Source organism: Pseudomonas sp. R151218B TE3479 (genome assembly GCF_053629195.1).
On record NZ_JBRJHV010000001.1, the window covers coordinates 6,346,979 to 6,360,633 of the forward strand.

A 13,655-nucleotide genomic window follows, 5' to 3' on the forward strand; every position below is an offset into this window, starting at 1 on the left:
TCGTTCTACCTCAGCTTCAGGGTGGCAAGGCCGATCAGCACCAAGATCACGGTGATGATCCAGAAACGGACGATCACACGCGGCTCGGGCCAGCCCTTGAGTTCAAAGTGGTGGTGAATCGGCGCCATGCGGAATACGCGGCGGCCGGTCAATTTAAAGGAAGCAACCTGAATGACGACTGACAGGGTCTCCATCACGAACACGCCGCCCATGATGAACAGGACGATTTCCTGGCGAACGATGACAGCGATGGTGCCCAGGGCCGCGCCCAGGGCCAGCGCGCCGACGTCGCCCATGAAGACTTGCGCCGGGTAGGTGTTGAACCACAAAAAGCCCAGGCCGGCACCGATCAGCGCTCCGCAGAACACGATCAGCTCGCCCGCCCCCGGCACATAGGGGATCAGCAGGTATTCAGCGAATTTCACGTTACCCGACAGGTAGCAGAAGATCCCCAGCGCGCCGCCGACCATGACCGTCGGCATGATCGCCAGGCCGTCGAGGCCGTCGGTGAGGTTGACTGCGTTACTCGAGCCAACGATGACCAGATAGGTCAGCACGATGAAGCCGGCGCCCAACGGAATGCTGTAGTCCTTGAGCATCGGCAGGATCAGGGTGGTTTCCACCGGCGAGGCGGCGGTCATATAAAGAAAGATCGCCGCGCCGAGGCCGAACACCGACTGCCAGAAATATTTCCAGCGGCTTGGCAGCCCACGGGAGTTCTTCTCGATCACCTTGCGGTAGTCGTCGACCCAGCCGATGGCACCGAAGAGCAAAGTCACCAACAACACGACCCAGACGTAACGGTTCGCCAGGTCGGCCCAGAGCAAGGTGCTGATGCCGATGGACGACAGGATCAACGCGCCACCCATGGTCGGGGTGCCGGATTTGGACAGGTGCGATTGCGGACCATCGTTACGGACCGACTGACCGATCTGCAGGTTCTGCAGGGTGCGGATCATCCACGGGCCCAGGAACAGCGACAACGACAACGCGGTCAGCACACCCAGGATCCCGCGCAGGGTCAGGTACTGGAAGACCGCGAAGCCTTTGTGGAACTGTTGCAGGTACTCCGCTAGCAGCAGCAGCATTAATGTTTCTCCGTGGAGGCGCCGCACAGTGCCGCGACGATGTTTTCCATCGCTGCGCTGCGTGAGCCCTTGATCAATAAGGTAGTGTTCGGGTCCTGCTCGGCACCCAGGGCCTGGATCAGTTCGGCTTGAGTGGTGAAATGCCGCGCGTGTTCACCGAACGCGGCGACCGCATGGGCCATCATCGGACCGACCGCATACAGCGCATCGACCTTGCCGCGTGCATAGGCACCAACGTCGTGATGGCCCTGTTGCGCCCATTCGCCCAGTTCACCGATATCCCCCAGCACCAGCACGGTGCGGCCGGAGAAACCAGCGAGGATGTCCACGGCCGCGCACATGGACGACGGGTTGGCGTTGTAGGTGTCGTCGATGACGCGCATGCCGTTGCTGGCCAGTTGCGCGACGGAGCGCCCCTTGACCGGCTGCACGGCGTTCAGCCCGGCGACGATGCCCGGCAGCGATACGCCCAGGGCATGGGCGGCAGCCGCGGCGGCCAGGGCGTTGGCAACGTTATGGGTGCCCAGCAGGTTCAATTGGACCCGCTCGGCGCCGTCGGGGCTGTGCAGGTTGAAGGCCGGGCAACCGCGGGCATCACGGTCCAGGTCGCTGGCATAGAAATTCGCGGCGAGGTTGCTCAGGGCAAAGGTCAGCACCTTGCGCTCACCCGCACGGGTCTTCCAGATTTCAAAAGCCTTGTCATCGAGATTCAGCACGGCGACGCCATTGGCATCCAGCCCCTCGATGATCTCGCCCTTGGCCTCGACGATTTTCTCCGGGCCGCCGAACTCGCCGACGTGGGCAGTACCGGCGTTGTTGAGCACCGCCACGTGAGGCTTGGTCATGGCCACGGTGTAGGCAATCTCGCCGATCCGCGAAGCCCCCAGCTCGATGACGGCAGCGCTGTGTTCCGGCGCCAGTTCCAGCAGAGTCAGCGGCACGCCGAGGTCGTTGTTCAGGTTGCCCCGGGTCGCCAGCACCGGACCGCGGGTGCGCAGGATGCTGGCGAGCATTTCCTTGACCGTGGTCTTGCCGCTGGAGCCGGTGATGGCCGCCACCGGCTTGTCAAACCCGGCGCGGTTCAACGCGCCCAGTTGGCCCAGGGCCTGACGGGTGTCAGCGACCAGCAACTGCGGCAGCGTACTGTTGGTCACTTCCCGCTCGACCAGTGCCGCGACCGCCCCTTTGGCGGCGACTTCGTTCAAGTAATCGTGGCCGTCGAAACGCGGGCCGGCCAGGGCGACGAACAGCTGCCCCGGAGCAATGGCCCGGCTGTCGATGCTGACGCCGTCGAAGCTGGCGTCCGCCGCGATGAGGCGCGCATTCAGGGCGTTGGTCAGTTCGCTGAGTTTCAGGGCCTTAAGCATGGGCCACCTCCCACGCGGTCAGGGCGTGATCGGCTTCCACCAGATCGGAGAACGCATGGCGTTCGCCGTTGATTTCCTGATAGTCCTCGTGGCCCTTGCCCGCCAGGACGATGACATCGTCCGCCGAAGCGCTGGCGATCAACTGGGCGATGGCCTGGCCGCGACCGGCGACGAAGGTGACGTTATCCACAGCGGTAAAACCGGCGCGGATGTCGTCGAAAATCCGCAGCGGGTCTTCGCTGCGCGGGTTGTCGTCGGTGACCAGCACACCGTCTGCCAGCCGCTCCACGACTTCGGCCATCAACGGGCGCTTGCCGCGATCGCGATCGCCACCGCAGCCGAACAGGCACAGCAACTTGCCCTTGGCGTGAGGACGCAGGGCCGTGAGGACTTTTTCCAACGCGTCGGGGGTATGGGCGTAATCGACCACCACCAACGGTTGCGCCCCACCGCCCAGGCGCTGCATGCGCCCGGCTGGCCCTTCCAGCTTTGGCAATACCTTGAGAATTTCGTCCAGCGCGTAGTCCAGGCCGAGCAAGGCGCCGATGGCCGCCAATACGTTGCTCAGGTTGAAACGGCCGAGCAAGGTGCTGCGTACGTGGTGCTCGCCCTGGGGCGTGACCAGCGTGGCGCGCACGCCTTCGTCATTGAACTGCGCCTGACGTATATAAAGGTAGGCGCTAGCATCTTCCAGGCTATAGGTGATCAACCGGGACTCACGCTTGTCGGCGGCCAGTTGCCGACCGAACTCGTCATCGAGGTTGATGACCCGGCATTTCAAATCATTCCAGGCAAACAGCTTGGCCTTGGCTTCACCGTAGGCCTGCATGGTGCCGTGGTAATCCAGGTGGTCCCGGGACAGGTTGGTCAACACCGCCACATCGAAGGCCAGCGCCGTCACTCGGCCCTGGTCCAGGCCATGGGACGAGACTTCCATCGCAACAGCCTTGGCACCGGCCTTCTTCAGGTCCGCCAGGGTCGCTTGCACGGCAATCGGGTTCGGCGTGGTGTGCAGGCCGCTTTCCAGCGCGCCATGAAAACCGTTGCCCAAGGTGCCGACAATGCCGCAATGCTGCCCGAGCAGGTCCAACGCCTGGGCCACCAGTTGGGTCACGCTGGTCTTGCCGTTGGTACCCGTCACGCCCACCAGGTTCAGGTGACGGCTCGGGTCGCCATAAAAACGCCCGGCGATGTCCGACAGTTGCGCCGCCAGGCCCTTGACCGGAATCAAGGGCACGTCAGTGATGGGCAGCACGGTTGCGCCTTGCACTTCATAAGCCACGGCAGCCGCGCCACGTTTCAAGGCGTCTGCGATATGGTCACGGCCATCGACACGGGCGCCCGGCACCGCCAGGAACAAGTCCCCGGCACGTACATTGCGGCTGTCCAGGGCCAATTCACGAATCAGCAGATCGTGACCGGCGTGGGCGAAAATCTTGTTCAGGCTCAGGGACATCAGCCACGCCCTCCTTCGGCTTTCAAGGGAACGACCGGTGCGGTATTGGCCTGCTGGGTCGGCGGCAGGTTATCCGGGGTAATGTTCATCAGGCGCAGGGTGCCGGACATCACTTTGCTGAACACCGGCGCCGAAACCAGGCCACCGAAGTAACCCGCCTTGCTTGGTTCGTCGATGACCACGACGATGGCGTAGCGCGGGTCGCTCATCGGGCCGAATCCGGCAAACAACGAACGGTAGGAATTCTCGGCGTAGCCTTTGGTGCCCACGGAGGTTTTACGGGCCGTACCCGATTTGCCTGCCACGTGGTACGCCGGCACCTGGGCGCGATAGACACCGCGCGGTGCCTCGATCACCTGCTGCAGCATGCCCTGCATGGTCTTGGCGACGTTTTCCGGGATCACCTGGGTGGTCTGCGGCGCCTTGTCGGTCTTGATCAGGGTCAGCGGTGCCATGCGGCCGTTGTTGGCCAGGGCGGAAAACGCGTGGACCAACTGGATCGCGGTCACGGAAACACCGTAGCCGTAGGACAACGTCGCGGTTTCAGCCTTGCGCCAGTCACGGTAGTTCGGCAGGTTGCCGACACGCTCGCCCGGGAAGCCCAGGCCGGTGTCCTGGCCGAGGCCGATTTTCTGGGCCAGGCGATAGATCGTTTCGCCGCCGATATCGAAGGCGATCTTGCTCATGCCGACGTTACTGGAGTTGATCAGGATGCCGGTCAGGTCGAGCACCGGACCTTCGGTCTTGGACACGTCGCGGATGGTGTACTTGCCGATCTGCAGGGTGCCCGGGTACACCTCGACGGTGTCGCTCGGCTTCCAGCGCCCGGTTTCCAGGGCGGCGGCCATGGACACGGCCTTCATGGTCGAACCCGGCTCGAACACGTCGATCATCGCACGGTTGCGCATCATCGCCGGCTGCAGGTTGCGACGGTTGTTCGGGTTGTAGGTCGGCTGGTTGACCATCGCCAGGATCTCGCCGGTCTTCACGTCCATGATCACCAGGCTGCCAGCCTTGGCACCGTTCTCGACGATGGCATTGCGCAGCTCGCGGTTGGCCAGGTATTGCAGGCGCAGGTCAATGGACAACGCCAAGGGCTTGCCGGCCTTGGCGTTTTTGGTGACTTGGACATCCTTGATCAGCCTGCCGCGACGGTCCTTGATGACCTGTCGCTTGCCAGCGACCCCGGCGAGCCATTCGTCATAGGCCAGTTCGACGCCTTCCCGGCCCCGGTCATCGATGTCGGTAAACCCGACCATGTGGGCCGTGACTTCACCGGCCGGGTAGAAACGCCGGAACTCTTCGATGCCATAGACACCGGGCACTTTCAAGTCGAGCACGCTCTGGCCCTGCTCGGGCGTCAAGCCGCGCACCAAATAAATGAATTCCTTGTTGGCCTGGGCTTCGAGGCGCTCGGCCAGGGCCTTGGGGTCCTGCCCGAGGGCGGCGGCCAAGGCCGGCCATTTTTCCTTGGCCAACTGCATTTCCTTGGCGTTGGCCCACAAGGTGGTCACCGGGGTACTCACGGCCAGGGGTTCGCCATTGCGGTCGGTGATCAGGCCACGGTGAGCCGGGATCGGAATATGCCGCACACTGCGGGCATCGCCCTGCCCCTTCAGGAAGTCACGGTCGACGACCTGCAGGTCGATGATGCGCCACGAAATCGCCGCCACCATGATCCCGAGCAAGCCCAGGACCAGACGAAACCGCCACGGGAACAGCGCCCCTTCGAGTTTCATCATGGCGCCACCATCTGCACTTCAGCGGCGCCGGGAATGCGCATTTTCAACTGTTCGGTGGCCAAGACTTCGATACGGCTGTGGGCGGTCCAAGTGCTCTGTTCCAGGATCAACCGACCCCACTCGGCCTGCGCCTTGTCGCGCACGCTGAGTTCGTTATAAAGGGTATTGAGCAACTGCCGGTTCCAATGCGCGCTATAGGACACGGCGATGGCCGACACGAGCACGCCGATAAACAACAGCAGCATGAAAAAGCTGCCGCCGGGCAGGGGCTTGGCGAAGAGCTTGCTCACCGCAACTTCTCCGCGACGCGCATGACGGCGCTACGGGCACGTGGGTTGGCCTTGAGTTCGGCTTCGGAAGCGAACTGCGCTTTGCCATGGATCTTGATTTTCGGCACGAAGGCTTCGAAACGCACCGGCAGGTTGCGCGGCAGGTTATCGGCTTCACCCTTGGCGAGCTTGCGCATGAACAGCTTGACGATGCGGTCTTCCAGGGAATGGAAGCTGATCACCACCAGGCGACCGCCGATCTCCAGCGCCTCAAGCGCCGCTTCGAGACCCACTTCCAGATCGCCCAGTTCGTTATTGACGTGAATGCGCAAGCCCTGGAAGGCCCGGGTCGCCGGGTTCTTGCCCTTTTCCCAGGCCGGGTTGGCCACTTTCAACACCTCGGCCAGGTCGCCGGTGCGCTCGAAGGGCTTGATGTCACGGCGCTCGACCACGGCGCGGGCCATGCGGCCGGAGAAACGCTCTTCACCGTATTCCTTGAAGACACGGGCGATTTCTTCCACCGGGGCGGTGTTGACGAATTCTGCGGCGCTGATCCCACGGGACGGGTCCATGCGCATGTCCAGCGGACCGTCATTGAGGAAACTGAAGCCGCGCTCCGGGTCGTCCAGTTGTGGCGACGACACACCCAGATCGAGCAGCACGCCACTGACCTTCCCGGCCAGGCCACGCTCGGCAACTTCCGCGCCCAGCTCGGCAAAGCTGCGCTGCACAACGACAAAGCGGCCGTCTTCGGCCGCCAGCGCTTGCCCGGTGGCAATCGCTTGAGGATCCTTGTCGAACCCCAGCAACCGGCCGTCCGGACCCAGCTGGCTGAGAATCAGCCGGCTGTGTCCGCCACGCCCGAACGTGCCGTCCAGATAGCAGCCATCAGGACGTACGGCGAGAGCCTCGACGGCTTCGTCAAGCAGTACGGTGATGTGGTTAAAGCCGCTATCAATAGTCACAGGATCAAATCACGCAGTTCATCAGGCATGGCGCCCGGTTGTTGAATAGCAGCAAGGTCGGCGGCAGAAACCGCATTCCAGGCATCTTCGTCCCACAGTTGGAACTTGTTCAGTTGGCCCACCAGCATCGCGCGCTTGTCCAGCTTGGCGTACTCGCGCAGGCGCGGTGGCACCAGGAAACGACCGCTGCCATCGAGCTCGAGGTCGACGGCGTTACCGATCAGCAAGCGTTGCAGACGGCGGTTTTCTTCACGCAGCGAAGGCAGTGCGCGCAGTTTGGTTTCGATGATTTCCCACTCATCCAGAGGGTAAACACACAAACATGGGTCAACGGCGTCGATCGTGACGATTAACTGCCCTGAACTTCGCGAAACGAGCTCGTCACGATACCGGCTGGGCATGGCGAGCCGGCCTTTTGCATCGAGACTGATAGCGTTAGCTCCGCGAAACACGTCAGCGTTTCTCCACTTTTTGGCGTTTTACCTTCAAAAAAACCCACTTCATGCCACTTTCCGCCACTTGCGCACACTATAGGAATGCGCCCACCGCACCGTCAAGGCGCGTAATGAAGGAAAAGCCTTATAGATCGGAGATTTAGGAGCGTTTCAGGAGGGGTAACAAGAATCTGACGTAGGAAAATTCGCTGCAACCTGAAGCAGCACAGGGGACTGCGCGCACAAGTTAAAGTGATTTGTTAAGAGTAAGATTTTTTTGGTATTAGGAACTGCGTCTGCCAGTGATTTCGGCAGGAGGGGAAAAGGTGGAGAGTCGATCTGTAAGCCGGGTTCTGTCTTGAACAGTCATTCGTCTACGATGGCCATCACTGGACATCTTTAGCAACCTACCCGGTCCCAGCGCGGGCCACGCCTTGGGACCCTATTTGGTCTTGCTCCAAGTGGGGTTTACCTAGCCACGAACTGTTGCCAGCCGTGCGGTGCGCTCTTACCGCACCTTTTCACCCTTACCGGCGCCGAAACGCTTAGGCGGTTATTTTCTGTGGCACTTTCCGTAGGCTCACGCCTCCCAGGCATTACCTGGCACTTCGCCCTATGGAGCCCGGACTTTCCTCCCCCCCCTAATTCTCATAGAGGGCAGCGACTGTCCGATCGACTCTCCGCCGCGAAGGTTAACGGTAGAGCGCTTGAAGAACAAGCGCTAAAAGCCCCAGGCCAGCACCGTGTCCCGGTTTCACTGGTCTTTCTGTTTTTCCAGTGCGACCTGATACAGCACATTCTTGCGCTCGCCAGTGATCTGCGCCGCAAGGGCCGCGGCGCGCTTGAGGGGCATTTCCTCGAGCAACAGGTTCAGGACGCGCATCGCTTCGCTGCTGACGGCGTCCTCGCTTTGCGGCGGCGTCCAGCCTGCCACCAGCACGACGCACTCGCCGCGTTGCTGGTTGCTGTCGCTTTCGACAAAGGCGCGCAGCTCGGCCAACGGCAGCCCCTTGAGGGTTTCAAAGGTCTTGGTCAACTCCCGGGCCAGCAGCGCCTGGCGTTCGGCACCGAACACCAGTTCCATGTCCTGCAGGCACTCCAGAATGCGGTGCGGCGCCTCATAGAAGATCAGCGTGCGCGGTTCTTCCTTTATAGCTTCCAGGCGCGCCCGCCGCCCCACCGCCTTGGCCGGCAGGAAACCTTCGAAGATGAAACGGTCGGACGGCAAGCCTGCTGCCGACAGCGCCGCGATCAACGCACAAGCCCCCGGCACCGGCACCACGCTGATACCCGCCGCCCGGGCCTGGCGCACCAGATGATAGCCGGGGTCGGAAATCAACGGCGTACCCGCATCGGAAATCAGCGCAACGTTATCGCCCGCCAACAGCCGGGTAATGAAACGACTGCCTTCATCCCGCTCATTGTGTTCATGACAGGCCGCCAACGGCGTGGAGATACCGAAATGTTGCAGCAGGCGCTGGGAGTGGCGGGTGTCTTCAGCCGCGATCAGTGCAACCTCCTGCAGGATTTTCAGCGCCCGAGCACTGATATCGTCCAGGTTGCCGATGGGCGTCGCCACCACATAAAGCGAGCCGGCAGCGGAATTCAAAGCACCTGGAGCAGTCAAAACGCGCACCTCATGATGGTAAAAACCGCCATTGTAGCGTGTGCCAGCCGTCTCAGCTGTTCGCATCAGCCATTGTGGCGAGGGGATTTATCCCCGCTGGTCTGCGCAGCAGCCCCAGAAAAAGACTGGAAACCATTCAGCCAGACACACCGAGGCGGGAGGTCTTGGGGCCGCTGCGCAGACCAGCGGGGATAAATCCCCTCGCCACAGGTTTAGTGCCGCCGCCTGAGTGAGTAGCGTCTTCTGTGGCATGCCGCACCCTTTGAAATACCTAAATTGATCGATTCACACCAGTAACATCGCGCCCCGGCCAGTGCTTGGGTACAATTCGACGCTAATTTGATCTCGTATCAGGAACACTTACATGATCGCTTGCCTGCGGCTGCTCTCCGCCCTCTGCCTCGCTGCCCTCCTGGCGGCCTGCGCCAGCTCGCCCTCGTCCAGCCTTGGCGAACTTCCACGGACCCCGGATGCCAGTATCGAGCAGTTGCTCGAACAGGCCACCCAAAGCAAAACCCCGGAAAAAGCCGCCCTGCTGCGCCTGAGCGCCGCAGACCTGGCCTACCGCCAGGGCAATGCCGGTCAGTCCGCACAGATCCTGCAACAAGTGCCGATGGAACAACTCAAGCCCGGCCAGCAGATTTTTGCCAGTACGCTGTCGGCGGAACTTGCGATGACCCGCAACCAGCCCAAGGCTGCGCTCACCGCCTTGAGCCACCCAAGCCTGCAACACCTGAGCGAAATGCCAGTGGAGCAGCAGGCCCGCACCGGCACCGTCCGTGCCCGCGCCCTCGAAGCCGACGGCCAAACCCTGGCCGCCGCCAAGGAGCGCATCTTCATCGCGCCCTTGCTGAAGGAAGACGCCGCGGCGAAAAACCACGAAGCCATCTGGTCGCTGATCGCCTCACTGCCCACCGACCAGTTGCAGCCCGCCTCCAACGACGACCTCGGCGGCTGGTTGAGCCTGGCCCAGGCCGTCAAGACCGCCGGCACCCTGGAACAGCAGCAGGCGGCCATCGACCACTGGCGCGAACAGAACCCGAAACACCCCGCCGCCCTGCAACTGCCGACGCCCCTGGTCAAGCTCAAGGAACTGGCCAGCCAGCCATTGAGCAAGATCGCCCTGTTGCTGCCACAAAGTGGCCAGTTGGCAGCGGTTGCCAAGGCCTTGCGCGAGGGTTTCATGGCCGCGCACTACCAGGCCCAGCAGGCCGGGCAAACGCCGCCCAGCATCCAGTTCTATGACAGCGCCAGCCTGACCTCCATGGACGAGTTCTATCGCAAGGCCCAGGCCGACGGCGTGCAACTGGTCATCGGCCCGCTGGAAAAACCCTTGGTCAAGCAGATCAGCACCCGCCCGCAATTGCCAATCACTACCCTGGCGCTGAACTACAGCGAAGGCGAGCAAGGGCCACCGCAACTGTTCCAGTTCGGCCTGGCCCCCGAGGATGAAGCTCGCGAAGTGTCCCGTCGCGCCCGCGCCGATGGCCTGCACCGCGCCGCCGCCATGGTACCGAAGGGCGAATGGGGCGATCGCGTACTCAAAGCCTTCAGCCAGGATTGGCAGGCCAATGGCGGCACCATCGTCGCGATCGAACGGGTCGACCAGCCGGTCCAACTGGCCCAGCAGATCGCCGACATGTTCCAGTTGCGCCAGAGCGAAGGTCGCGCCAAGAGCCTGCAAAGCACGGTTGGCACCACGGTCGCGGCCCAGCCATCCCGTCGCCAGGACATCGAGTTCATCTTCCTGGCCTCGACACCGCAGCAGGCCCAGCAGATCAAGCCCACCCTGAACTTCCAATACGCCGGCGACGTGCCGGTCTACGCGACGTCTTCGGTGTTCAGCGCCAGTGGCGACCAGAACCAGTACAACGACATGAGCGGCATCCGCTTCTGCGAAACCCCGTGGCTGCTCGACGCCAATGACCCGCTGCGCAAGCAGGTCACCGCGCAGTGGCCCCAGGCGGGTGGCAGCCTGGGTCGGTTGTACGCGATGGGCGCGGACGCCTATCGCCTGGCACCGCGCCTGGGCCAGCTCAAGACACTGCCAGACAGTCGCATCGAAGGTTTGTCGGGCAGCCTGGCCGTGTCGCCCACCCAGCGCGTACAGCGTCAATTGCCTTGGGCCGAGTTCGTCAACGGCCAGGTGCAGCGCCTGCCGGACACCCAGCGCTGATGCCTGACCGATCACGCCAGCAAAGCGGACGGGATGCCGAGGGCCAGGCCCTCGCGCATCTCCAGCAACACGGCCTGAGGCTGTTGGCGCAGAACTGGTTGTGCAAACGCGGCGAGCTTGATCTGGTCATGCTTGACGGCGATACAGTAGTATTCGTCGAAGTCCGCTACAGAAAAAATACCCAATGGGGTGGCGCGCTCGACAGCATTGACGAGCGCAAGCGCCAGAAGCTGGTATTCGCCGCGCAGTATTTCCTGCAACGCGAGTCTCGCTGGGCCGATTATCCCTGCCGCTTCGACGTGGTTGCCATCGACAGCGACGCCGCCCAGTTGAACTGGCTGCAGAACGCCTTCGACAGTTGAGCGCCCACGCCGAGCCGGACACCTTCACCTAACTTTTTTGCTCTTTGCTTTGCGCGCCGCACATGTTTGTGCCCATAAGCCGCGCTACTTAAGGTCACACAGATGGACATGCAATCGCGAATTCGCCAGCTTTTTCAGGCCAGTATCGACACCAAGCAACAGGCGATGGACGTACTTGCACCGCACATCGAGCAAGCCAGCCAAGTGATGGTCAACGCCTTGCTCAACGAGGGCAAAATGCTTTCGTGCGGCAATGGCGGCTCGGCCGGCGACGCCCAGCATTTCTCATCGGAGCTGCTCAACCGCTTCGAGCGCGAACGCCCGAGCCTGCCGGCGATCGCCCTGACCACCGACAGTTCGACGATCACCTCGATCGCCAACGACTACAGCTACAACGAAGTCTTCTCCAAACAGATCCGCGCCCTGGGCCAACCCGGCGATGTGCTGCTGGCGATTTCCACCAGCGGCAACTCGGCCAATATTATTCAAGCGATCCAGGCCGCACATGATCGCGAAATGATTGTCGTAGCATTGACCGGTCGTGACGGCGGTGGCATGGCATCACTGCTATTGCCCGAAGACGTCGAAATCCGCGTACCGGCCAATGTCACCGCACGTATCCAGGAAGTCCACCTGCTGGCGATCCACTGCCTTTGCGACTTGATCGACAGCCAACTGTTCGGGAGTGAAGAATGACCCCTAATCGCCTAGGCCTTCTGGCCCTGACCCTATGCCTCGGCATCAGCGGCTGCACATCGGTGGTTAACGCCAGCCGGGAAAAGCCGATTGAAGACGACCGCGGCACCCGCACCTTCGGCAGCAAGATCGACGACTCCCTGATTGAAACCAAGGTCGGTGTGAACATCGCCAAGGCCGACCCGGACCTGGACAACAACTCGCACATCGTCGTCACCAGCTTCAACGGTGTCGTACTGCTGGCCGGCCAGACCCCACGCGCCGACCTCAAGGCCAAGGCCGAGCAGGAAGCCAGCGCCGTGCAGCGGGTCAAGACCGTGCATAACGAGTTGCAAGTCTTGCAACCCTCCTCGCTGCTGGCGCGCCAGAACGACGCGTGGCTGACCACCAAGATCAAGACTCAGATGCTCACTGACGCCAGCATTCCTGGCTCGCGCATCAAGGTTGTGACCGAGAATGGCATCGTTTACCTGCTGGGCCTGCTGACCAAGCAGGAGGCCGCACAGGCGACCAACCTGGTGCAGGGGGTTTCCGGCGTGCAGAAAATCGTCAAGTTGTTTGAGTATATTGACTGAGGCTACTCGCGGCTCCTGAGGCCGCATGCGGCTGGAAAAAACGGTGCTCACTCATACAGGGGAGCGCCGTTTTTTTTGATTGGTTGGGGGTGCGAAGATCAAGATCGAAAGCCAAAGCGAGGCAGTCGGACAGCCGACCTGTCTCTCCGACTGCACCCCAATCCAACTGTGGGAGCGAGCTTGCTCGCGATTGCGGTGTATCAGCCAACATCAATGCTTCTGACCTGACGCCATCGCGAGCAAGCTCTCTCCCACAATGGGAGCGGGCACGGCCGGAGGAGACAGGTTGGCCGCCAGGCCGCCTCGCTTTTGCTTTTGCGCTTTTCAAAAGTGACCCGCTGTAAGAGCGGAACCGCCAGCAGCCATTACCGCAGAAACGGATATACACACCAATCCACCAGTGAATACAGCCAAAAAAATGCCCGCATCTCACGACACGGGCATTTTCCTCAGCGAACAGATTACCTGCTCCGCTACTTCACCACCTTAAGACTAGGCCGACCACTAGGCCGCGGCGGCTCGTCATCCGGTGGTGGCAGGTCATCATCCGGCTCGAACTCTTCTTCACCGTCCAGCGGCGCTTCCAGCTCAAACACCATGCCCTGGCCATTCTCCCGGGCATAAATCCCCAGAATCGCAGCAACAGGCACGTACAAGGTGTGCGGCACACCACCGAAGCGCCCTTCAAAGCTAACGGCATCATTATCCATGTGCAAGTGACGCACAGCGGCTGGCGACACGTTCAGGACAATCTGCCCATCATTGGCAAAACCCTGCGGCACCTGCACCGATGGAAACTCGGCGTTTACCAGCATGTGCGGGGTGCAATCATTGTCCACAATCCACTCGTAGAGCGCGCGGACCAGATAAGGTCGACTGGAGTTCATAGCGGCTCCCT

The 13,655-nt window shown here is 61.9% G+C and carries 13 protein-coding genes and 1 other RNA gene; 4 read left to right on the forward strand and 10 right to left on the reverse strand.

The genetic code is table 11. The annotated features are described in order from the left end of the window. Nucleotides 1-5: 5 nt before the first annotated feature. From mraY to rsmI, 9 genes are all read right to left on the reverse strand, one after another. Complete coding sequence (mraY, locus tag AB7M32_RS27700; RefSeq protein ID WP_003205349.1) at nucleotides 6-1,088, reverse strand: phospho-N-acetylmuramoyl-pentapeptide-transferase; 1,083 nt, start codon at nucleotides 1,086-1,088, stop codon at nucleotides 6-8. Then, nucleotides 1,088-2,455 carry a UDP-N-acetylmuramoyl-tripeptide--D-alanyl-D-alanine ligase gene (locus AB7M32_RS27705; protein WP_454251988.1) on the reverse strand — a complete coding sequence of 456 codons (1,368 nt, stop codon included), beginning with the start codon at nucleotides 2,453-2,455 and terminating at the stop codon, nucleotides 1,088-1,090. The genes mraY and AB7M32_RS27705 overlap by 1 nt, the downstream gene beginning before the upstream one ends. Further along, nucleotides 2,448-3,911 (reverse strand): UDP-N-acetylmuramoyl-L-alanyl-D-glutamate--2,6-diaminopimelate ligase, encoded by a 1,464-nt coding sequence (locus AB7M32_RS27710; protein ID WP_454251989.1) that lies wholly within the window; start codon nucleotides 3,909-3,911, stop codon nucleotides 2,448-2,450. Before AB7M32_RS27710 ends, AB7M32_RS27705 begins: the two co-directional genes overlap by 8 nt. Then, nucleotides 3,911-5,650, reverse strand: coding sequence for a peptidoglycan D,D-transpeptidase FtsI family protein (locus AB7M32_RS27715; protein ID WP_170842280.1), 1,740 nt, complete (start codon nucleotides 5,648-5,650; stop codon nucleotides 3,911-3,913). The genes AB7M32_RS27710 and AB7M32_RS27715 overlap by 1 nt, the downstream gene beginning before the upstream one ends. Then, nucleotides 5,650-5,943 carry a cell division protein FtsL gene (ftsL, locus tag AB7M32_RS27720; RefSeq protein ID WP_003178214.1) on the reverse strand — a complete coding sequence of 98 codons (294 nt, stop codon included), beginning with the start codon at nucleotides 5,941-5,943 and terminating at the stop codon, nucleotides 5,650-5,652. Before ftsL ends, AB7M32_RS27715 begins: the two co-directional genes overlap by 1 nt. Continuing rightward, the gene (rsmH, locus tag AB7M32_RS27725; RefSeq protein ID WP_454251990.1) at nucleotides 5,940-6,887 is read right to left on the reverse strand and encodes a 16S rRNA (cytosine(1402)-N(4))-methyltransferase RsmH; all 948 of its coding nucleotides are present in this window, start codon (nucleotides 6,885-6,887) and stop codon (nucleotides 5,940-5,942) included. The genes ftsL and rsmH overlap by 4 nt, the downstream gene beginning before the upstream one ends. Then, nucleotides 6,884-7,339 carry a division/cell wall cluster transcriptional repressor MraZ gene (gene mraZ, locus AB7M32_RS27730; protein WP_003205355.1) on the reverse strand — a complete coding sequence of 152 codons (456 nt, stop codon included), beginning with the start codon at nucleotides 7,337-7,339 and terminating at the stop codon, nucleotides 6,884-6,886. The genes rsmH and mraZ overlap by 4 nt, the downstream gene beginning before the upstream one ends. Nucleotides 7,340-7,647: 308 nt before the next feature. Next, an RNA gene (gene rnpB / locus AB7M32_RS27735) (RNase P RNA component class A) lies at nucleotides 7,648-8,001 on the reverse strand. A gap of 74 nt (nucleotides 8,002-8,075) precedes the next feature. Beyond that, the gene (gene rsmI, locus AB7M32_RS27740; protein WP_454251991.1) at nucleotides 8,076-8,948 is read right to left on the reverse strand and encodes a 16S rRNA (cytidine(1402)-2'-O)-methyltransferase; all 873 of its coding nucleotides are present in this window, start codon (nucleotides 8,946-8,948) and stop codon (nucleotides 8,076-8,078) included. 364 nt (nucleotides 8,949-9,312) lie between these two features. Between rsmI and AB7M32_RS27745 the strand changes: the two genes are divergently transcribed. The 4 genes from AB7M32_RS27745 (at nucleotide 9,313) to AB7M32_RS27760 (ending at nucleotide 12,757) form a co-directional block, all read left to right on the forward strand. Then, a complete protein-coding gene (locus AB7M32_RS27745) occupies nucleotides 9,313-11,124 on the forward strand; it encodes a penicillin-binding protein activator (RefSeq protein ID WP_454251992.1) in 1,812 nt (603 codons plus the stop codon). Then, nucleotides 11,124-11,486, forward strand: coding sequence for a YraN family protein (locus AB7M32_RS27750; protein WP_454251993.1), 363 nt, complete (start codon nucleotides 11,124-11,126; stop codon nucleotides 11,484-11,486). Before AB7M32_RS27745 ends, AB7M32_RS27750 begins: the two co-directional genes overlap by 1 nt. Nucleotides 11,487-11,588: 102 nt before the next feature. Beyond that, nucleotides 11,589-12,182 carry a phosphoheptose isomerase gene (locus AB7M32_RS27755; RefSeq protein WP_007928463.1) on the forward strand — a complete coding sequence of 198 codons (594 nt, stop codon included), beginning with the start codon at nucleotides 11,589-11,591 and terminating at the stop codon, nucleotides 12,180-12,182. Continuing rightward, nucleotides 12,179-12,757 carry a BON domain-containing protein gene (locus tag AB7M32_RS27760; protein ID WP_030139689.1) on the forward strand — a complete coding sequence of 193 codons (579 nt, stop codon included), beginning with the start codon at nucleotides 12,179-12,181 and terminating at the stop codon, nucleotides 12,755-12,757. The genes AB7M32_RS27755 and AB7M32_RS27760 overlap by 4 nt, the downstream gene beginning before the upstream one ends. Before the next feature lie 473 nt (nucleotides 12,758-13,230). On the opposite strand, the gene AB7M32_RS27765 is transcribed toward AB7M32_RS27760, so the two are convergent. After that, nucleotides 13,231-13,644 (reverse strand): ClpXP protease specificity-enhancing factor, encoded by a 414-nt coding sequence (locus tag AB7M32_RS27765; protein WP_053124982.1) that lies wholly within the window; start codon nucleotides 13,642-13,644, stop codon nucleotides 13,231-13,233. Nucleotides 13,645-13,655 lie beyond the last annotated feature (11 nt).